Source organism: Pseudomonas taiwanensis (genome assembly GCF_013393345.1).
Lineage (GTDB): Bacteria > Pseudomonadota > Gammaproteobacteria > Pseudomonadales > Pseudomonadaceae > Metapseudomonas > Metapseudomonas resinovorans_C.
The window spans coordinates 104,208-123,388 of sequence record NZ_QJRF01000070.1; the positions used below are offsets into that span (position 1 = coordinate 104,208).

The following is a 19,181-nucleotide window of genomic DNA, read 5'->3' on the forward strand; positions in this document are numbered from 1 at the left end:
CCCGATCATGCCCAGAATTTCCCGCAAATGGTTCATCCCTTCGGCCCTGGCAGCCGCCCTGCTGGCTTCTGCCCAGGGTGCGCACGCCGCGCCCGAGTTCAGCGTGCAACGCACGGGGCCGCTCTGCGCCGCGGCGCAGAATCCGGCCAACTACAACACCAAGTACCTGAGCTTCTTCACCACCCTGGTGCAGGGTGAGGGCGACTGGCTGTTCCGGACCCAGTACGACCTGCGTACCGATTTCGGCACCACACCCTTCGGCTGGAGCCAGTTGAAGCGCCTGCGCGACGCGCTCAAGGCCAAGGGAGTCGAGCTGATGGTGGTCTACCAGCCCACCCGAGGCCTGGTGAACCGCGAGAAGCTCACGCCCGAAGAGAAGGCCCACTTCAACTACGAACTGGCGAAGAAGAACTACCTGGCTGCCGTCGACCATTTCCGCAAGGCTGGCATCTGGGTCACCGACCTGTCGCCACTCTTCGATGAGAAAGGCGTTGGCACCGACTACTACTTCAAGGCCGACCACCACTGGACGCCGGCCGGTGCGGACCGCACCGCCAAGCTTGTCGCCGAGACCCTGAACCAGATTCCCGGCTTCAGCGACATTCCGAAGAAGGACTACCAGAGCAAGGTGGTGGGCCTGCTGCCCAAGGCCGGTACCCTGCACAAGACTGCCGCCCAGTTCTGCGGCAACGGCTATGCCACCCAGTACGTCGACCGCTACGAAACCGAGGCGGCGGGCGATGGCGGCGACAGCCTGTTCGGCGACGAATCCAACCCCAAGGTCACCCTGGTGGGCACCAGTAACAGCGGTCCGGCCTACAACTTCGCCGGTTTCCTGCAGCAGCACACCGGTGCCGAGGTGCTCAACATGGCCGTCAGTGGCGGCGGTTTCGAAAGCGCCCTGATGCAGTACATGAGCAGCCCGGAATTCCATCAGAACCCGCCCAAGGTCCTGGTCTGGGAATTCGCCACCCACTACGACATGGCCGAAGCGAGCTTCTACCGCCAGGCCGTGCCCATGGTGAACAACGGCTGCGAAGGCCGGCCGGCGGTGTTGAAGAACAAGGTCAAGCTCAAGCCTGGCGCCAACGAGGTGCTGGTCAATGGCAAGGGCGCACCACTGCGCGACCTGCGCGGCGGCGATTACCAGGTGGACCTGCGCCTCAGCGATCCGTCCATCCACGACCTCAAGACCACCATCTGGTACCTCAACGGCCGCCGCGAGAACTTCAAGCTGGAACAGAGCGACCGCATCGATACCGGTGGTCGTTACGCCTTCGAGCTGCGCAACGAGCCCGATTGGGCCGACCTGAACATGCTCGCCCTGGAAATCCACAGCCCCGAGCAGATGCCCCAGGACCTCAGCGTCGAGGTCAGCGTCTGCGCACGCCCTGGCAAGGGCGGGGACAACCTCACGGCGAAGGCCGAGTGAGGAAGGAGGTACCCATGACCACCCGACCCTGGCTGATCGCTCCGCTGCTCGCAGGCATCCTGCTCGCCGCACAGGGCCACGCCGCAGACCTGGTGCCGCCCAGGGGCTACTACGCCCCTGTGGATATCGACGCCAAGTCCGCCGGCACTTGCAAGGCGCCGCCCGCGCCCTACACCGCCAAGCTGGAGTTCCGCAGCAAGTACGAGGGCTCCGACAAGGCCCGCGCCACCCTCAACCCAAACGCGGAAAAGGCCTTTCGCGAGAAGACCGCCGACATCACCGAGATGGAGCGCGGCGTCAGCAAGATGGTCATGGAGTACATGCGCAAGGGCCAGCGCACGCAGCTCGAATGCTCTCTGCAATGGCTGGGCAGTTGGGCCCAGGCCAATGCGCTGCTGAGCCCGCAGTACAACCACACCGGCAAGTCGATGCGCAAATGGGCACTGGGCAGCATGGCCTCGGCCTACTTGCGCCTGAAGTTCTCCGAGTCGCAGCCGCTGGCGCCCTACCGCGCCCAGACCCAGGTGATCGAATCCTGGTTCTCGCGCCTGGCCGACCAGGTCGTCCACGACTGGAGCGACCTGCCGCTGAAGAAGATCAACAACCACTCCTACTGGGCCGCCTGGTCGGTGATGGCCACCGCTGTGGCGACCAACCGCGAGGACCTCTTCGACTGGTCGGTGGCGCAGTATCGCGTGGCAGCTGGCCAGGTGGATCAGAACGGTTTCCTGCCCAACGAACTCAAGCGCAAGCAACGCGCCCTCGCCTACCACAACTACAGCCTGCCGCCGCTGGCGATGATCGCGGCGTTCGCCCAGGCCAACGACGTGGACCTGCGCCAAACGAACGACAGCGCCCTGCGCCGCCTCGGCGAGAAGGTGATCGCCGGCGTGGATGACCAGGACGCCTTCGATGAAAAGACCGGTGACGACCAGGACATGAGCGAGCTGAAGAAGCACGACAAGTTCTCCTGGCTCGAGCCCTGGTGCTCGCTCTATTCCTGCTCGGCCAAGACCCTCGCATGGAAGGACGAAATGGGCCCCTACAAGACCTTCCGCCTCGGCGGGGATGTGACCCAGGTGTTCCATCCGAAGAAGAAAGGAGAGAGCTAAACCCACGCTCGGATAGCCCCGTCTCCCCCTGGGAGAGGGTTGGGGTAAGGGTGGACGGACTCCGCGCGGAGCTCAGTAACCCTCATCCGAACGCGGCCCGCCCCGGCCCCTCTCCCAAAGGGAGAGGGGAGAAATACGCCCCCGCCCTCGCAGGCGGGACTGAAATCAAACGTTCACTGGAGAGACTCGGATGGTCTTTTCTTCCAACGTGTTCCTGTTCCTGTTCCTGCCGATCTTCCTCGGCTTGTACTACCTGGTCGGGACACGCTATCGAAACCTGCTGTTGCTGGTCGCCAGCTACATCTTCTATGCCTGGTGGCGCATCGACTTCCTGGTGCTGTTCGCCGCCGTAACGGTCTTCAACTACTGGATCGGCCTGCGCATCGGTGCGGCCGGAGTGCGCACGAAAACGGCGCAGAAATGGCTGCTCCTCGGCGTGGTGGTGGACCTTTGCGTCCTCGGCTACTTCAAGTACGCCAACTTCGGTGTCGACAGCCTCAACGCGATCATCACCTCGTTCGGCATGGAGCCCTTCGTGCTCACGCACATCCTGCTGCCGATCGGGATCTCGTTCTACGTCTTCGAATCCATCAGCTACATCATCGACGTGTACCGCGGCGACACGCCGGCCACGCGCAACCTGGTGGACTTCGCGGCCTTCGTGGCGATCTTCCCTCACCTGATCGCCGGCCCGGTGCTGCGTTTCAAGGACCTGGTGGACCAGTTCAATCACCGCACCCACACGGTGGACAAGTTCGCCGAGGGCTGCACGCGCTTCATGCAGGGCTTCATCAAGAAGGTCTTCATCGCCGACAGCATCGCGCCCATCGCCGACCACTGCTTCGCCCTCTCCGATCCCACCACGGGCGACGCCTGGCTCGGTGCGCTGGCCTATACCGCGCAGCTGTACTTCGACTTTTCCGGCTACAGCGACATGGCCATCGGCCTCGGCCTGATGATGGGCTTCCGCTTCATGGAGAACTTCAACCAGCCCTACATCAGCCAGTCCATCACCGAGTTCTGGCGGCGCTGGCACATCAGCCTCTCCACCTGGCTGCGCGACTACCTGTACATCAGCCTGGGCGGTAACCGTGGCACCACCTTCCAGACCTACCGCAACCTGTTCCTCACCATGTTGCTGGGTGGCCTGTGGCACGGCGCCAACTTCACCTACATCATCTGGGGCGCCTGGCACGGTGCCTGGCTGGCCATCGAGCGCGCGTTGGGCGTGAACGCCGCGCCACGGGCGATCAACCCGCTGAAATGGGTCTTCACCTTCCTGCTGGTGGTAATCGGCTGGGTGATCTTCCGTGCCGAAAACCTGGACGTTGCCTGGCGCATGTACGCCGCCATGTTCAGCTTCGGTGACTGGCAGCTTTCCGAGCTCAACCGCGCCCAGCTCACCAGCCTGCAGATCGCCACCCTGCTGCTGGCCTACGTGGTGCTGGTCATCTGCGGTATCCGCCAGTTCTACGCCCAGCCCCTGGCCGGCGCGCCGAAGGCCAAGGCCCGTGAAGAAGACGACGGCATCACCATCAATGCCGACGGCAGCGCTGCCCTGCCCCGTGCTCGCGTGCAGATCGGCGCCCTGGCCTTCCACGCTGCCGTACTCCTGCTGTTCGCCGCCTCGGTGCTGAAACTCTCGGCGCAGAGCTTCTCGCCCTTCCTGTACTTCCAGTTCTGAGTGGAACCGACCATGAACAGAACCCTGAACCTGCTCTACATCCTGCTCTTCTGCGGCCTGCTGCTGGCGCTGAGCCTGTGGTCCATGCGCGCGATCCTCGGCTTCTCCGTGGCCAAGGAAACCAGCGTGCTGGACGGCAAGCTGGCCCTGGCCTTCGAGAAGCGCTACGACGAGGAATTCCCGGTCAAGCAGCTGGGGACCAACCTCTGGGCTCTGGTGGACTACAAGCTGTTCGGTGAAGGCCGCCAGGGCGTGGTCATCGGCCAGGACGGCTGGCTCTACTCGGACGAGGAATTCGACCCGGTAGCCGATGGCACCCGCCAGGTCCGCGACAACCTGGCGCTGATCGGGGGCGTGCGCGACGAACTGGCGCGGCACAACGTGGAACTGGTGCTGGCGATCATCCCGGCCAAATCGCGCCTTTACCCCGAACACGTCGGCCAGGTCACCCCCACCGCCCTGCGCCAGGACCTCTATGAGCGCTTCCGTGGCGTCGCGCGCAAGGCCGGGATCATTGCCCCGGACCTGCTCGCCACGCTGGAAGACGCCAAGAACCAGGGCCAGGTATTCCTGCGCACCGACACCCACTGGACCCCGCTGGGTGCCGAAGTGGTAGCCGGTCGCCTGGGCCAGTCGATCAGCCAGGCCATGAGCCTGCATGGCAGCCCTCAGCAATACGTCACCGAGGTGCTGGGCAATGAGGACTACAAGGGCGACCTGACCCGTTTCCTGCCGCTGGACCCGCTGTTCGAGAACCTGATGCCGGCACCGGATCAGCTCCAGAAGCGCGCCACCCGCAGCCAGGACGAAACCGACGCCGGCGGCGATGCCCTGTTCGCCGAGAGCAACGTGCCGGTGGTGCTGGTGGGCACCAGCTACAGCGCCAACGACAAGTGGAACTTCGCCGGCGCCCTGCGCCAGTCCCTGCAACGCGACCTGGTGAACCACGCCGAGGACGGCAATGGGCCGATCCTGCCGATGCTCAAGTACCTCAAGAGCGACGAACTGAAGGACGCCCCGCCACAGCTGGTGATCTGGGAGTTCCCGGAACGCTACCTGCCGATGCAGAGCGATCTGTCCGACTTCGATCCCGAATGGGTCGCCAACCTGCGCAAGGGCGCGGGTTCCGAAGAACGCCTGGCTTCGCGCTCGGGCAACTGAATACCCCGTGAGGGGAACACAGGGCCGGACACGGCCCTATCCAGAGAGATAGATGGAGGTACACCTCATGAACCGACAGAACAACCGCAGCTGGACGTCTTATGCCTGCGCCCTGGTACTCGGCCTCGGTGCCCTGCATGCCCAGGCCGACGAGGGTGGCCTGTACGGGCCAAAGGCGCCCAAGGGGTCCGCCTTCGTCCGCGCCTACAACGCCGCCAGCAACGAGCTCAGCGTCAATGTCGGCAACACCGCGCTGACTGACGTACCGCCGCTCGGCTCCAGCGACTTCAAATTCCTCCCGGCCGGCAATTACAGCGCCCAGGTCGGCAGCAGCAACCTCTCGGTGAAACTCGAGGCCGACCGCTACTACACCCTGGTCAACCAGACCGGCAAGGGCCCGCAGTTGGTGGAAGAACCGCCGTTCCGCAACAAGCAGAAAGCCTTGCTGCGCGTGCAGAACCTGTCCGACGCCAAGCTCACCCTGAAGACCGCCGACGGCAAGACCCCGGTCGTCGCCGACGTGGCCCCGCAAGGTCGCGGCGAGCGCGAGATCAACCCGGTGAAAGTCGGCCTCGCCCTGTTCGACGGCGACAAGAAGGTCAGCGACCTCAAGCCCGTCTCCCTGCAGCGCGGCGAAGTGGTGTGCCTCTACATCACCGGCAACGGCGGCAAGCTCTCCCCGGTGTGGGTGAAGCGCCCGGCGGAATCCTGAGCGGCACAGCAGAAATAACCGGCGTGGGCTGAACCCCCGCCGGTACCTACCCGCCCCGCAGAGGGTGGGAAAAGAAAGAAATGTGATTTGTGGAAGCAGCGCCTACAACCCATGACTGAGTTAGGAGAAACACCCATGATTCCCGTGATCCTCTCTGGCGGTAGCGGCTCTCGCCTCTGGCCTCTTTCGCGCAAACAGTATCCCAAGCAGTTCCTCGCCCTCGCCGGCGACCAGACCCTGTTCCAGCAGACCCTGCAGCGCCTCTGCTTCGAGGGCATGCAGCCAGCCGTGCTGGTGGCCAACCAGGATCACCGCTTCATCGTCCAGGAGCAGCTCGATGCCATCGGCCTGCAACCGCAGTCCATGCTGCTGGAACCCTTCGGCCGCAACACCGCGCCGGCAGTGGCCATCGCCGCCATGCAACTGGTCGCCGAAGGCCGCGACGAGCTGATGCTGGTGCTCCCCGCCGACCACGTGCTGCGCGACCAGGAGGCCTTCGAGCAAGCCCTGGCGCTGGCCAGCAGCGCCGCCGAAAAGGGCGAGATGGTGCTCTTCGGCGTCCCCGCCGAGCGTCCGGAAACCGGTTACGGCTACATCCGCAGCAAGGTCGACGGCGCCCTGCCGGAAGGCATCAGCCGCGTGGCGCAGTTCGTCGAGAAGCCGAACGAAGCCAAGGCCCGCGAGTACGTGGAATCCGGCGACTACTTCTGGAACAGCGGCATGTTCCTGTTCCGCGCCAGCCGCTTCCTGGAAGAGCTCAAGCAACACGACGTGGACATCTACGACACCTGCCTGCTGGCCCTGGAGCGCAGCAAGCGCGACGGCGTCGCGGTGAGCATCGACTCGGCCACCTTCGCCTGCTGCCCGGACAACTCCATCGACTACGCGGTGATGGAGAAGACCTCCCGCGCCTGCGTGGTGCCGCTTTCCGCCGGCTGGAACGACGTGGGCAGCTGGAGCTCCATCTGGGAAGTGCACGAGAAAGACAACAACGGCAACGTCACCAAGGGCGACGTCGTGGTGCAGGACAGCCACAACTGCCTGGTGCATGGCAACGGCAAGCTGGTCTCGGTGATCGGCCTGGACGACGTAGTGGTGGTCGAGACCAAGGACGCCATGATGATCGCCCACAAGGACCGCGTGCAGGACGTGAAAAAGCTGGTCAACAAGCTCGACGCCGACGGCCGCAGCGAAACCCAGAACCATTGCGCCGTGTACCGTCCCTGGGGCTCGTACGACTCGGTGGACATGGGTGGCCGCTTCCAGGTCAAGCACATCACGGTGAAGCCCGGCGCGCAGCTTTCGCTGCAGATGCACCACCACCGCGCCGAGCACTGGATCGTGGTCTCCGGCACCGCCCAGGTGACCTGCGACGACAAGGTGTTCCTGCTGACCGAAAACCAGTCCACCTACATCCCGATCGCCTCGGTCCACCGCCTGGCCAACCCCGGCAAGATCCCGCTGGAAATCATCGAGGTGCAGTCCGGCAGCTACCTGGGCGAAGACGACATCGAGCGCCTGGACGACGTCTACGGCCGCGCCCCGCAGTCCGCGACCGTGCACAGCATCGCCCGCTGACCGGTAGGAGCCAGCTTGCTGGCGAAGGGGCAACCTTTCGCGAGCAAGCTCGCTCCTCGGCCATGGGCACTCTTGCTAGCATGGAAGGCCTCAAGGAGGTCCTTCCATGCTCATTGGCGCCGTTCTTTTCCTCACCTGGCTGATCCTGCTGGTGCGCTACCCGGCCAAGGCCCTGTCGCTGTCCCTGGCGGCGGTGCTGGGCGTAGCGCTCATCGCCGTCTGGGTGCTCTGGGAAGAACGTGGCGAGGAACGCCGCTTCGCCCGCCTCGATATCCAGCTCACGTACACCCCGCAACGCTGCCCCGCCGACCGCCCGCTGGCGATCCGGGTGCATAACGGCGACAAGGCCGTGCTGCGCGATTTCGCCTGGCAGGTCCAGGCTTTCCGCCCCGGCGACACCATCAACCTCGCTCAGCCCAGCTACGACCATCCGCGCTACCTCGGCCCTTCCGAACTGCAACCCGGCGCCGAATGGCAGGACTGCCTGACCCTGCCGCCCATTCGCCAGGGTTATCGCGCACAATCCCTGGAGTTTCGCGCCGCCAATCTGCGTGGCACATTCGTCGACTGATCGCCCAGCCAGCGACCGTAGGTTGGTGCGGGCCGCGCAGGTCAGAGCGAAGCGAAGCCCAACATTCCGCGTACAAGGACACGCCATGCCCTCCCCCACCGCCCTCATCACCGGTTGCTCCAGCGGCATCGGCCGCGCCCTGGCTGACGCCTTCACGGCCAGCGGCTACACCGTCTGGGCTACGGCCCGCAAGCCGCAGGACCTGGCCGCGCTGGACGCCGCCGGCTTCATCGCCGTCGAGTTGGACGTGAACGACCAGGCCGCCGTAGCGGCCCTCGCCGAGCGGCTGGAACAGGAGGAAGGCGGCCTCGACGTACTGGTGAACAATGCCGGCTTCGGCGCCATGGGGCCGCTGCTGGACGGTGGTATCGATGCCCTGCGCAAGCAGTTCGACACCAACGTCTTCGCGCTGGTGGATGTGACCCGCGCCTGCTTCCCGCTGCTGCGCAAGCGCCGCGGCCTGGTGGTGAACATCGGCAGCGTATCGGGTGTGCTGGTCACCCCCTTCGCCGGTGCCTACTGCGCGTCCAAGGCCGCAGTGCACGCGCTTTCCGAAGCCCTGCGCCTGGAACTGGCGCCCTTCGGCATCGAGCTGATGGAGGTACAGCCCGGTGCCATCGCATCCAGCTTCGGCGCCAGCGCCACTCGCGAGGCGGAAGCCCTGATCGCCGAAGATTCGCCCTGGTGGCCGGTGCGTGAAGGCATCCGCGCCCGCGCCCGTGCCTCTCAGGACAACCCCACCTCGGCGGCGGACTTCGCCCGCACCCTGCTCGCGGCCGTACAACGCAATCCGCGTCCGCCGCTGGTACGCATCGGCAACGGCAGCCGCGCCCTGCCGCTGCTGGCGCGCTGGGTGCCGCGACGCGTGCTGGACCGGGTGTTGAAGAAGCGCTTCGGTCTCGGCGTGGAGTTGTGACGCCCTCGTAGGTTGGCGCCGAGCACAGCGAGGCCCAACGCGATCTACGTTCAAGCCGATCAGCTAGAGTTACCCCACCCTGGTCCCGAGGAACCACCATGTCGCTCTCCTTGCGCTACGCCGTCGGCGGCGTGGCCCTGGCCGTCGTCCTGAACCTGCTGTTTCGCAGTTTCGTGAAAATCGGCGGGATCTTCGCCACGCTGCTGATCGCTGCCGCCACGGCCGCTGCACTCGCATTCGCGTTCCGCTTGATCCAGCGCCGCGCCCCCGAACCCGGTGAGCGCTGGCGCATCGTGTTCACCTACGGCGGCCTGCTCGGCCTGCTATACCTAGGACTGCTGGCGATGATGACGCTGCAGGACACGCCCAGCCCCATGGGCGTCCTGCTGTTCCTGGTCCATTACCTCTGCTATCCGGTGATGGCCGCATTGCTGCTGTCGGAGCGGGTATTCACGAAAGTCCGCTGATGGCCAACAAGGATGTCCACCATGAACTACCGCCCCTTGCGCGTGCCGGCCGATAGCGATCGGCTCGCCGCTTTCGACGCTTCCTACATCACCTCTCACATCTGGCGCATCGAAGCCGATGGCCTGGCCCTGCGGCTGGTCGAGGAAAAACTCGCCGAGCCCTTCCACAAGGCGTACGACGCCGCCGGGTTTCCCGATGATGTGGCCGATGCCGACTTCGCCCTTGCGGCGGAAGCCCGCGACGGCAGCCTCGCCGGTTTCGCCTGCGTGCGCCTGGTGCCGTGGAATCGCAGCGCGGAACTGAGCGCGCTGTTCGTTGCGCCTGCGCACCAGGGCCAGGGCATCGGCCGTGCGCTGCTGGAAGGGGCGATGGCCTACGCCCGCAGCCAGGCGATGCGCTGCCTGTGGCTGGAAACCCAGACCAGCAACCACCCGGCCATCGGCTTCTACCAACGCGCCGGCTTCACCTTCTGCGGACTGAACACCATGCTCTACGACCCGACCGAAGTCGCGGCCGAAGAAATCGCCCTTTACCTGAGCCATCCGCTCAACGGCTGATCGATGGAACCGTCGCCCATCGCTCGCCACTAAGCAGAAGGTGTGCGAGGAGTTGGCGATGGACTACCTGGACCTGCTGCAATGGCCGGCGATGCTGGTGACCGTACTGGCCGCGTGGCTGATCGGTTCCAATCGCGACTCGCGGCGCAATGCCGGTTTCTGGGCGTTCATCGCAAGCAATGCGCTGTGGATCGCCTGGGGCCTTCATGCCGATGCCTATGCACTGATCGTGCTGCAGTTCTGCCTCGCGGCCATGAACATGCGTGGGGTGAAAAAGACCGAGGGCGACTAGATGCTCCCTTCCCGCTCGATGACCAGGACGCGGGCGGCGCCGACGGGATGGGCGACATGTTCGCAGCCCACCTCGGCGAAGAAGATATCCCCGGTCCGCAGCGACACCCGTCGCTCCTCGCCTTCCTCGCGATAACGCATCTCTACCTCGCCATCGAGCACCACGAAGACTTCCGGGCCGTCATTGACGTGCCAGACGTAGGGCCGGTCGGTCCAGTGCAAGCGCACCGTGGTGCCATCCATGTTGGCGATACCCATCGCGCCCCACGCCCGCTCCGCAGTGAACTCGCAGCTGCGCACCACTCGCCCGGCACTCATGCGCGACCCGCTGTGGCAGCGGCTGGCACGGACGGCTTGGGCTTGCGGAACACCAGCACGTTACCGGCCATCACCAGGCCCAAGCCGAACAGCGCCGGCAAGGTCCATTGGTAGCCTTCGACAAAGGCCGAGATATTCAGTGCCACCACCGGGAACAGCACGGTGCAATAGGCGGCACGGTCCGGGCCCATGCGTCCCACAAGGGTCAGGTAGGCGGTGAAGCCGATCACCGAGCCGGGAATCGCCAAGTAGAGCAGCGAACCGATGTAACGGGTATTCCACTCCATGCCGAACGGCGTGCCGCTCGCCAGGCACCAGGCACTGAGCATCAGGGCGCCATAGAGCATGCCCCAGGCATTGGTGGTCAGCGGCTTGAGGCCGGCCCTCTGTTGCAGGCTGGAGAGCATGTTGCCGGCGGAGAAGCACAGGGTTCCGAGCAGAGCCAGGCCAAGGCCGATGAAGGTTTCACGGCTGGCGCTGTGGTGCGACAGCTCCGGCCAGAACAGCAAGCCCAGCCCCAGCAGGCCAAGGCCGCCGCCACCGAGGACATTGGGGGCGATGCGCTGGCCGAAGAAGATGCGTGCATTGAGGGCGTTCCACAGGGTGGCGGTGGAGAACACCACGGCGATCAGGCCGCTGGGTATCCATTGGCTGGCGGTGTAGAAGCACATGAAGTTGACGCAGAACAGGCACAGGCCCTGGGCCAGGCAGACCATCTGCGCGCGGCCATCGAGCTTCTGCAGGCGTCGGCTGATCAGCAGGATGGTGAAGAGCACGGCGGCGGCCAGGGCGAAACGGTAGGCGATGGAGGCGGGAATGGCGACGCTGCCCATCTGCAGCTTGATGGCGATCCAGGTGGTGCCCCAGATCAGGACGGTGAGCAGGTACAGGGACAGGTTCATCACGGCGACTCCGGTTTCGATGGAACCAGTCTCCGTCCGCCACCGGCTTCCGGCTTGCACAAACTTGCGCTTATCTCGTCGGAGACCTGCCCGTCGGTTTACGCGCGCGCTAGGATGAACCCCATTCGCACACCGGCCGCTTTGTCCATGTCGCTACTCGAACAGAACCAGGTCTTCCAGTCCCTCAGCAGTTCGCCCCATGCTCGCCTCGAGCACAGCGCGGAGCTGGGCGATGGCCTGGGCGCGGCACTCTGGAGCAATCACCACGATGCGCGGGATTACCAGGGGCCGAAGTTCCACACCCTGTCCTGCTACCTGGAGGGCGGCACCGGCACTTACCGCCGCGAGCGCCCGGATACCAAGGGCGCCCCGGGCAAACTGTGCATCCTGCCGGCCGGCCACGAGTCGTCCTGGGTGATCAACGGCGACATCCGACTGGCGCACCTGTACTTCAGCGCAGAGCACTTCGCCCAGGCCGCCGTGACCCTGCTGGACCGCGAGCCCCGCGAACTGCAACTGTGCGAGCGTACCTTCCTCGACGACCCGCTGCAGGCGCAGAACTTCCACCAGTTGATCCGCCTGGACTGGGACGAACCCAGCGAGCGCCTGCGTGCCACCAGCCTGGCGCACGAGATGATCCATCACAGTCTGCTGACCCAGGTGGGCATGCGTGAAGGTTTGCGCTTGAAGGGGGGATTGGCGCCGACCTTGCGCAAGCGCCTGGTGGACTACATCGAGACCCGCCTGGCCGAGCCCATCAGCCTGGGTGAGCTGGCGACCTTTTCGGCGCTGTCGGAGTACCACTTCGCACGGATGTTCCGCGAGAGCTTCGGCATGCCGCCCCACCAGTACGTACTGGCGCGCCGCCTGGAACGGGCGCGCAAGCTGCTGCGCGACACTGAACTGCCTTTGGGAGAGATCGCCCTGGCCTGCGGTTTCGCCAGCGCCAGCCACTTCAGCAATCGCTTCCGCGCGACGGTTGGCGGCACGCCAGGGGCCTTCAGGTCGGCGTTTCGCTGATCAGAACACCAGGTCGGACAGGCGCCAGACTTCGAACGCGGGCGTTTCGTAGGGATGGGCCTTCTTCAGTGCCTTGACCGCCTCATGGATGAGCTCATCGGCCACCACCATTTCCACTTTCCACTCGGCCACATGCTCGACGGTGCCGGACTGGCCCAGATAGGGATTGCTGCCCTCCAGCGGACGGAACTGTCCCTGCCCGAGCGCTTGCCAGCAGCAGCTGTCATAGGCGCCGATGCGCCCGCCGCCTGCGGCGAAGATGGACTTTTTCACAGGTTCCAGATGGCTCTCCGGAACGTAGAAGCACAACTTGTACATCGAGTCCTCCCAATGGCTCAGACTGCGGTTCGTGCACGGGAAATGATGTCACGAATGATGGCACTTTGACGTCAGTTTACCGAGGCACGGTTCACATACGGCGATTTGGACCCGGAGCGCAGTAAAGCGTTCTGCGCGGGGATAGTGCGTCTGGTGATAAAGGTGACGTGCTACTCACCTTTCCAGAATCGCCGCCAGCGTTGCCCGAGGCTGGGCGTGGGCGGACTGTGGCTGCCATCGCACCAGGGCAAGCGAGCGGACAGGCCGCAACGACAGAGCAGCAACCGCTGCTCACGGCGAGCGATCAGGTCGAAGCCGTCGGCGCAGTCGGATGGGCAATCCGGCAGTTCGGGCGAACGACCACAGCGGCAGAGCCGGCAATGGTCGCCGGGTTGGAGCAGGCGGACTTCAGGAAGGATCGGGTCCGGCATGGGCAGGCTCGGAAACGAAAAAGGCGGGAGAAGATTGCCTTCTCCCGCCTTTCGCTGTCGATGTCCGAGTGGGCCAATTTAGCCCTCTCCCGGAGGGAGAGGGTCATCAGATGGCCTTCGGCCGGCTTTTAATCTACCCAGACGCGGGCATTGCGGAACATGCGCATCCAGCCGCCGTCTTCCTGCCACTCGTCCGGGCGCCAGGAGTTCTGCACGGCACGGAACACGCGTTCCGGGTGCGGCATCATGATGGTCACGCGGCCGTCGCGGCTGGTGAGGCCGGTGATGCCACGGGGCGAGCCGTTCGGGTTGGCCGGGTAGGTCTCGGTGACCTTGCCGTGGGTATCGACGAAGCGCATGGAGACGCAACCGGACAGGTCGGCTTCCAGCAGCGCCTCTTCGCTCTCGAACTCGGCATGACCTTCGCCGTGGGCGATGGCGATCGGCATGCGCGAACCCGCCATGCCACGCAGGAAGATCGAGGACGACTCCTGCACCTGGACCATGGCCACGCGCGCTTCGAACTGCTCCGAGCGGTTGCGCACGAAGTGCGGCCAGAACTCGGTGCCGGGGATCAGCTCGTGCAGGTTGGACATCATCTGGCAACCGTTGCACACGCCCAGGGCGAAGCTGTCCTTGCGCTCGAAGAACGACTGGAAGCCTTCACGGGCACGGGTGTTGAACAGGATCGACTTGGCCCAGCCCTCACCGGCGCCGAGTACGTCGCCGTAGGAGAAGCCACCGCAGGCCACCAGGCCCTTGAAGTCTTCCAGGCTGACGCGGCCGGCGAGGATGTCGCTCATGTGCACGTCGATGGCAGCGAAGCCAGCGCGGTCGAAGGCGGCGGCCATTTCCACCTGGCCGTTGACGCCCTGCTCGCGGAGGATCGCCACCTGCGGACGCACACCCTTCTTGATGTAGGGCGCGGAGATGTCCTGGTTGACGTCGAAGCTGAGTTTGACGGACAGGCCGGGGTTGTCTTCTTCCAGCAGCGCATCGAATTCCTGGTCAGCGCAGTTGGCGTTGTCGCGCAGGCGCTGGATGCGATAGCTGGTCTCGGACCACTGGCGCTGCAGCATGCGGCGCTCACCGCCGAACACGGCTTCGCCGTTGAAGCTGATGGCGACGTTGGCGCCGTTGAAAGGCTGGCCGATGACGGCAACGCAATCCCCGAGCCCAGCGGCGCTGAACTGGGCCAGCACTTCCGGCGTGGCGTCCTGGCGAACCTGGATGACCGCACCCAGTTCTTCGTTGAACAGCACGGCGGCCAGGCCTTCACGGTTGTCGGCCAGGGCGTCGAGGTAAAGGTCCAGGCCGCAATGGCCGGCGAAGGCCATTTCCAGCACGGTGGCCAGCAGGCCGCCGTCGGAACGGTCGTGATAGGCCAGCAGGTGGCCATCGGCGTTCAGGCCCTGGATCACGGCGAAGAAGGCTTTCAGGTCTTCGGCGTCGTCGACGTCCGGTACCTGCTGGCCGAGCTTGCTGTAGACCTGGGCGAGGATGGAGCCGCCCATGCGGTTCTGGCCGCGGCCGAGGTCGACCAGGATCAGGTCGGTCTCGCCCTTGTCCAGGCGCAGTTGCGGGGTCAGGGTCTGGCGCACATCGCTGACCGGCGCGAAGCCGGTGACGATCAGCGACAGCGGCGAGGTAACGGACTTGTCCGCGCCCTCGTCCTGCCAGCGGGTCTTCATGGACATGGAGTCCTTGCCCACCGGGATGGTGATGCCCAGCGCCGGGCACAGTTCCATGCCGACGGCCTTGACGGTGTCGTACAGACGGGCGTCTTCGCCCGGGTGGCCAGCGGCGGCCATCCAGTTGGCGGAGAGCTTGATGTCGCCCAGCTTCTCGATCTTCGAGGCCGCCAGGTTGGTGATGGTCTCACCAATGGCCATACGGCCGGACGCAGGGGCGTTCAGCAGGGCCAGCGGCGTGCGCTCGCCCATCGCCATGGCTTCGCCGGTGTAGACGTCGAAACTGGTGGCGGTAACGGCACAATCGGCTACCGGGACCTGCCAGGGGCCGACCATCTGGTCGCGGGCAACCAGGCCGGTGATGGTGCGGTCGCCGATGGTGATCAGGAAGTTCTTGCTGGCCACGGCCGGGTGATGCAGGACACGGCTGACGGCTTCGTCGATGTCCAGTTCGGCGGCGGCGAAGTCATCGCCCAGTTCGGCCTCGCGGCTGACCGAACGGTGCATGCGCGGCGGCTTGCCGAGCAGGACTTCGAGCGGCATGTCCACTGGGTTGTTGCCGAAGTGGCTGTCGGCCACGGTCAGGTGAGGCTCTGCGATTGCCTCGCCAACCACGGCGAACGGGCAGCGCTCGCGCTCGCAGATGGCCTTGAAGCGCTCGAAGTCAGCGGCGTCCACGGAGAGCACGTAGCGCTCCTGGGATTCGTTGCACCAGATTTCCAGCGGGCTCATGCCCGGCTCGTCGTTGGGCACGGCGCGCAGTTCGAAGCGACCGCCACGGCCGCCGTCGTTGATCAGTTCGGGCAGGGCATTGGAAATACCGCCGGCACCCACGTCGTGGATGAACTTGATGGGGTTTTCCGAACCCATCTGCCAGCAACGGTCGATCACTTCCTGGCAGCGACGCTCCATTTCCGGGTTGTCGCGCTGCACGGAGGCGAAGTCCAGGTCTGCGGAGCTTGCGCCGGTGGCCATGGAGGATGCGGCACCGCCGCCCAGGCCGATGAGCATGGCCGGGCCGCCGAGGACGATCAGCTTGGCGCCGATGGAAATCTCGCCCTTTTGCACGTGCTCTTCGCGGATGTTGCCCATGCCGCCGGCGAGCATGATCGGCTTGTGGTAGCCGCGCACCTCGTTACCGTGGGGGGTGTCGATGGCCTGCTCGAAGGTACGGAAGTAACCGGTCAGGGCCGGACGGCCGAACTCGTTGTTGAACGCGGCGCCGCCCAGCGGGCCTTCGATCATGATGTCCAGCGGGGTAACGATGCGCTCGGGCTTGCCGTACGGCTTTTCCCAAGGCTGTTCGAAACCGGGGATTTGCAGGTTGGATACGGTGAAACCGGTCAGGCCAGCCTTGGGCTTGGCACCGCGGCCGGTCGCGCCTTCGTCGCGGATCTCGCCGCCGGAGCCGGTGGAGGCGCCGGGGAACGGGGCGATGGCGGTCGGGTGGTTGTGGGTTTCCACCTTCATCAGGATGTGCACGGGCTCCTGGGTAGCGCCGTACTGACGGGTCGCCGGGTTCGGGAAGAATCGACCGGCGGTGGAGCCCACGATCACCGAAGCGTTGTCCTTGTATGCGGACAGCACGCCTTCGCGGTTCATCTCATAGGTGTTCTTGATCATGCCGAACAGGCTCTTCTCTTGCGCCTGGCCGTCGATATCCCAGCTGGCGTTGAAGATCTTGTGGCGGCAATGCTCGGAGTTCGCCTGGGCGAACATCATCAGCTCGACGTCGTGGGGGTTGCGGCCCAGGTCGCCGAAGCTCTTCACCAGGTAGTCGATTTCGTCTTCGGCCAGTGCCAGGCCCAGTTCGACGTTGGCCTTTTCCAGCGCGGCGCGGCCGCCACCGAGGATGTCCACGGCGGTCAGCGGCTTGGGCTGGGCATGGCTGAACAGGCTGGCAGCCTCTTCCGCGCCGGCCAGCACCAGCTGGGTCATGCGGTCGTGCAGGCTGCTGGCGATGAGCTGCGCCTCGGCGTCGCTGAACTCGCCTGTCACGTAATAGGCGATAGCGCGTTCCAGACGCTCGATCTTGGCCAGGCCGCAGTTACGGGCAATGTCGGTGGCCTTGCTCGACCAGGGCGAGATGGTGCCGAAGCGCGGCACTACCAGGAACAGGCGGCCGCTGGGCTCCTGAACCGGGACGCTCGGGCCGTACTTGAGCAGGCGAGCCAGGACTTGCTCTTCCTCCCCGCCGAGTACGCCAATCACTTCGGCGAAGTGGGTGAACTCGGCATAGAGTCCGCTGACGGCGGGGACCTTCTGGGTCAGTTGCTCGAGCAGTTTGCCGTGGCGAAAAGCGGAAAGGGCGGGAGCACCGCGCAGGATCAACATCTTCGGGACAGCCTCTGGGGAAGGGGTGTGCTTGGAGGCCGTGCATTCTAGCGCAAAGCGCCGCTTTCCGGCACCTCTGAAGGTGCCTCGCGTCGCCCGACAGCTAGCAGAGAAGATGCCCGCTGTCGAGATATGGCGCCCGCCAGGCTTTGCGTATACTCCGTGGATGCTAAATCACCACGTGTTCGGCACACGTCGGGCGTTCTGGGCCCTGGCTACCGGATTCTTCCTGATGCTCGTCGGCTGCAAGCAGCCCACCACCCTCGAGCGCGTTCAGGAGGAGGGTGTGCTACGCGTGATCACACGCAACAGCCCCGCCACCTATTTCGAAGATCGCAACGGCGAAACCGGTTTCGAGTACGAACTGGTCAAGCGTTTTGCCGACGATCTGGGCGTCGAACTCAAGATCGAAACCGCCGACAAGCTGGACGACCTCTACTTCCGCCTGGGCCAGGCCAACGGCCCGGTGCTGGCCGCCGCGGGCCTGGTGGCCAGCGACGCGCGCAAGAACGATGTGCGTTTCTCCCATTCCTACCTGGATGTCACCCCCCAGGTCATCTACCGCAATGGCGAACGCCGCCCCACCCGCCCCGAAGACCTGGTGGGCCGCCGCATCCTGGTCCTCAAGGGCAGCAGCCACGCCGAGCAACTGGCGACGTTGAAAGCCACCCTGCCGGGTCTGAAGTACGAGGAATCCGACGAAGTCGAGATGGTCGATCTGCTGCGCATGGTCGACGAAGGGCAGATCGACCTGACCCTGGTGGATTCCAACGAGTTGGCGATGAACCAGGTCTACTTCCCCAATGTGCGCGTGGCTTTCGACCTGGGTGACGCCACCAGCCTGGCCTGGGCCATGGCGCCGGGCGAGGACGACAGCCTCTACAACGAGGTCAATGCCTTCCTCGACAAGGCCCGCAAGGACGGCACCCTGCAGCGCCTGAAAGATCGCTACTACGGCCATGTCGACGTACTCGGCTACGTTGGCGCCTACACCTTCGCCAAGCACTTGCAGCAGCGTCTTCCCAAGTACGAGCAGCACTTCCGCCTGGCTTCGCAGAAGAACGACGTGGACTGGCGCCTGCTGGCGGCCATCGGCTACCAGGAATCCCTCTGGCAGCCCACGGCCACCTCCAAGACCGGTGTGCGCGGCCTGATGATGCTGACCGAGGGCACTGCCAAGGCCATGGGCGTATCCAACCGCCTGAACGCCCAGCAGAGCATCCATGGCGGCGGCAAGTACTTCACCATGATCAAGGACGGTCTCTCCGACGATCTCAAGGAACCGGACCGCACCTGGTTCGCCCTGGCCGCTTACAACATCGGCATCGCCCACCTGGGTGACGCCCGTAAGCTGGCCGAAGCCGAGGGCCTGAACCCGAACAAGTGGCTGGACGTGAAGAAGATGCTGCCGCGCCTGTCGCAGAAGCAGTGGTACCGCAAGACCCGCTATGGTTATGCCCGTGGCGGCGAGACGGTGCACTTCGTGCAGAACATCCGCCGCTACTACGACATCCTCACCTGGGTGACCCAGCCGCAGATGGAAGGCAGCCAGCTGGCCGAGAACGCCAGCCACCTGCCCGGCATCAACAAGACCCGTCCACCGGAAGACCAGCAGGACGAAAAGCTCTGAGCTGTTGTTCCGGACATGAAAAAGCCCGCATCGAGCGGGCTTTTTCACATCAGGC

Annotated in this window: 18 protein-coding genes; 13 read left to right on the top strand and 5 right to left on the bottom strand. The window is 65.0% G+C overall.

What is annotated here, in order from left to right:
* The first annotated feature begins 7 nt into the window (after positions 1 to 7).
* The 11 genes from DM872_RS23365 to DM872_RS23415 all read left to right on the top strand — a co-directional run bounded on the left by DM872_RS23365 (position 8) and on the right by DM872_RS23415 (position 10,483).
* On the top strand, positions 8 to 1,432 hold the full coding sequence (locus DM872_RS23365; protein WP_179061663.1) for an alginate O-acetyltransferase: 1,425 nt from the start codon (positions 8 to 10) through the stop codon (positions 1,430 to 1,432).
* 14 nt (positions 1,433 to 1,446) lie between these two features.
* Positions 1,447 to 2,544: a mannuronate-specific alginate lyase gene (locus tag DM872_RS23370; RefSeq protein WP_179061664.1), complete on the top strand. Its 1,098-nt coding sequence runs from the start codon at positions 1,447 to 1,449 to the stop codon at positions 2,542 to 2,544.
* Between the two features lie 190 nt (positions 2,545 to 2,734).
* Entirely contained in the window at positions 2,735 to 4,228 is a 1,494-nt protein-coding gene (locus DM872_RS23375) for an MBOAT family O-acyltransferase (protein WP_179061665.1), read from the top strand.
* Between the two features lie 12 nt (positions 4,229 to 4,240).
* Positions 4,241 to 5,389: an alginate O-acetyltransferase gene (locus DM872_RS23380; protein WP_179061666.1), complete on the top strand. Its 1,149-nt coding sequence runs from the start codon at positions 4,241 to 4,243 to the stop codon at positions 5,387 to 5,389.
* 67 nt (positions 5,390 to 5,456) lie between these two features.
* Complete coding sequence (locus tag DM872_RS23385) at positions 5,457 to 6,101, top strand: alginate O-acetyltransferase AlgF (RefSeq protein ID WP_179061667.1); 645 nt, start codon at positions 5,457 to 5,459, stop codon at positions 6,099 to 6,101.
* 135 nt (positions 6,102 to 6,236) lie between these two features.
* Positions 6,237 to 7,679 carry a mannose-1-phosphate guanylyltransferase/mannose-6-phosphate isomerase gene (locus tag DM872_RS23390; RefSeq protein ID WP_179061668.1) on the top strand — a complete coding sequence of 481 codons (1,443 nt, stop codon included), beginning with the start codon at positions 6,237 to 6,239 and terminating at the stop codon, positions 7,677 to 7,679.
* Between the two features lie 106 nt (positions 7,680 to 7,785).
* Complete coding sequence (locus tag DM872_RS23395) at positions 7,786 to 8,250, top strand: multidrug transporter (RefSeq protein WP_179061669.1); 465 nt, start codon at positions 7,786 to 7,788, stop codon at positions 8,248 to 8,250.
* An 85-nt stretch (positions 8,251 to 8,335) separates the two neighbouring features.
* Complete coding sequence (locus DM872_RS23400) at positions 8,336 to 9,166, top strand: SDR family oxidoreductase (protein ID WP_179061670.1); 831 nt, start codon at positions 8,336 to 8,338, stop codon at positions 9,164 to 9,166.
* 98 nt (positions 9,167 to 9,264) lie between these two features.
* Positions 9,265 to 9,633 (top strand): hypothetical protein, encoded by a 369-nt coding sequence (locus tag DM872_RS23405; RefSeq protein WP_179061671.1) that lies wholly within the window; start codon positions 9,265 to 9,267, stop codon positions 9,631 to 9,633.
* 21 nt (positions 9,634 to 9,654) lie between these two features.
* Positions 9,655 to 10,191, top strand: coding sequence for a GNAT family N-acetyltransferase (locus tag DM872_RS23410; RefSeq protein ID WP_179061672.1), 537 nt, complete (start codon positions 9,655 to 9,657; stop codon positions 10,189 to 10,191).
* Between the two features lie 58 nt (positions 10,192 to 10,249).
* Positions 10,250 to 10,483: a hypothetical protein gene (locus DM872_RS23415; protein WP_179061673.1), complete on the top strand. Its 234-nt coding sequence runs from the start codon at positions 10,250 to 10,252 to the stop codon at positions 10,481 to 10,483.
* On the opposite strand, the gene DM872_RS23420 is transcribed toward DM872_RS23415, so the two are convergent.
* Entirely contained in the window at positions 10,480 to 10,800 is a 321-nt protein-coding gene (locus DM872_RS23420) for a cupin domain-containing protein (protein WP_179061674.1), read from the bottom strand. The genes DM872_RS23415 and DM872_RS23420 overlap by 4 nt on opposite strands.
* Positions 10,797 to 11,702, bottom strand: a complete 906-nt coding sequence (locus DM872_RS23425; RefSeq protein ID WP_179061675.1) for a DMT family transporter — start codon at positions 11,700 to 11,702, stop codon at positions 10,797 to 10,799. The genes DM872_RS23420 and DM872_RS23425 overlap by 4 nt, the downstream gene beginning before the upstream one ends.
* Positions 11,703 to 11,849: 147 nt before the next feature.
* On the opposite strand from DM872_RS23425, the gene DM872_RS23430 reads away from it, so the two are divergent.
* Positions 11,850 to 12,722, top strand: a complete 873-nt coding sequence (locus tag DM872_RS23430; RefSeq protein WP_179061676.1) for a helix-turn-helix domain-containing protein — start codon at positions 11,850 to 11,852, stop codon at positions 12,720 to 12,722.
* On the opposite strand, the gene DM872_RS23435 is transcribed toward DM872_RS23430, so the two are convergent.
* The 3 genes from DM872_RS23435 to purL all read right to left on the bottom strand — a co-directional run bounded on the left by DM872_RS23435 (position 12,723) and on the right by purL (position 17,496).
* Positions 12,723 to 13,040 (bottom strand): Nif3-like dinuclear metal center hexameric protein, encoded by a 318-nt coding sequence (locus DM872_RS23435; RefSeq protein WP_077522591.1) that lies wholly within the window; start codon positions 13,038 to 13,040, stop codon positions 12,723 to 12,725.
* A 170-nt stretch (positions 13,041 to 13,210) separates the two neighbouring features.
* Entirely contained in the window at positions 13,211 to 13,471 is a 261-nt protein-coding gene (locus DM872_RS23440; RefSeq protein ID WP_179061677.1) for a CDGSH iron-sulfur domain-containing protein, read from the bottom strand.
* Between the two features lie 128 nt (positions 13,472 to 13,599).
* Complete coding sequence (purL, locus tag DM872_RS23445; protein WP_179061678.1) at positions 13,600 to 17,496, bottom strand: phosphoribosylformylglycinamidine synthase; 3,897 nt, start codon at positions 17,494 to 17,496, stop codon at positions 13,600 to 13,602.
* Between the two features lie 166 nt (positions 17,497 to 17,662).
* On the opposite strand from purL, the gene mltF reads away from it, so the two are divergent.
* Positions 17,663 to 19,126: a membrane-bound lytic murein transglycosylase MltF gene (gene mltF / locus DM872_RS23450; RefSeq protein WP_218649548.1), complete on the top strand. Its 1,464-nt coding sequence runs from the start codon at positions 17,663 to 17,665 to the stop codon at positions 19,124 to 19,126.
* Positions 19,127 to 19,181: the final 55 nt, after the last annotated feature.

Bases quoted from the DNA above. Each gene is read 5' to 3' on its own strand.
- DM872_RS23435 (WP_077522591.1), bottom strand. From the start codon at position 13,040: ATGTACAAGTTGTGCTTCTACGTTCCGGAGAGCCATCTGGAACCTGTG.
- DM872_RS23415 (WP_179061673.1), top strand. From the start codon at position 10,250: ATGGACTACCTGGACCTGCTGCAATGGCCGGCGATGCTGGTGACCGTA.
- DM872_RS23365 (WP_179061663.1), top strand. From the start codon at position 8: ATGCCCAGAATTTCCCGCAAATGGTTCATCCCTTCGGCCCTGGCAGCC.
- DM872_RS23390 (WP_179061668.1), top strand. From the start codon at position 6,237: ATGATTCCCGTGATCCTCTCTGGCGGTAGCGGCTCTCGCCTCTGGCCT.
- purL (WP_179061678.1), bottom strand. From the start codon at position 17,496: ATGTTGATCCTGCGCGGTGCTCCCGCCCTTTCCGCTTTTCGCCACGGC.
- DM872_RS23395 (WP_179061669.1), top strand. From the start codon at position 7,786: ATGCTCATTGGCGCCGTTCTTTTCCTCACCTGGCTGATCCTGCTGGTG.
- DM872_RS23420 (WP_179061674.1), bottom strand. From the start codon at position 10,800: ATGAGTGCCGGGCGAGTGGTGCGCAGCTGCGAGTTCACTGCGGAGCGG.
- DM872_RS23425 (WP_179061675.1), bottom strand. From the start codon at position 11,702: ATGAACCTGTCCCTGTACCTGCTCACCGTCCTGATCTGGGGCACCACC.
- DM872_RS23405 (WP_179061671.1), top strand. From the start codon at position 9,265: ATGTCGCTCTCCTTGCGCTACGCCGTCGGCGGCGTGGCCCTGGCCGTC.
- DM872_RS23380 (WP_179061666.1), top strand. From the start codon at position 4,241: ATGAACAGAACCCTGAACCTGCTCTACATCCTGCTCTTCTGCGGCCTG.
- DM872_RS23440 (WP_179061677.1), bottom strand. From the start codon at position 13,471: ATGCCGGACCCGATCCTTCCTGAAGTCCGCCTGCTCCAACCCGGCGAC.
- DM872_RS23400 (WP_179061670.1), top strand. From the start codon at position 8,336: ATGCCCTCCCCCACCGCCCTCATCACCGGTTGCTCCAGCGGCATCGGC.
- DM872_RS23430 (WP_179061676.1), top strand. From the start codon at position 11,850: ATGTCGCTACTCGAACAGAACCAGGTCTTCCAGTCCCTCAGCAGTTCG.
- DM872_RS23370 (WP_179061664.1), top strand. From the start codon at position 1,447: ATGACCACCCGACCCTGGCTGATCGCTCCGCTGCTCGCAGGCATCCTG.
- DM872_RS23410 (WP_179061672.1), top strand. From the start codon at position 9,655: ATGAACTACCGCCCCTTGCGCGTGCCGGCCGATAGCGATCGGCTCGCC.
- DM872_RS23385 (WP_179061667.1), top strand. From the start codon at position 5,457: ATGAACCGACAGAACAACCGCAGCTGGACGTCTTATGCCTGCGCCCTG.
- DM872_RS23375 (WP_179061665.1), top strand. From the start codon at position 2,735: ATGGTCTTTTCTTCCAACGTGTTCCTGTTCCTGTTCCTGCCGATCTTC.
- mltF (WP_218649548.1), top strand. From the start codon at position 17,663: ATGCTAAATCACCACGTGTTCGGCACACGTCGGGCGTTCTGGGCCCTG.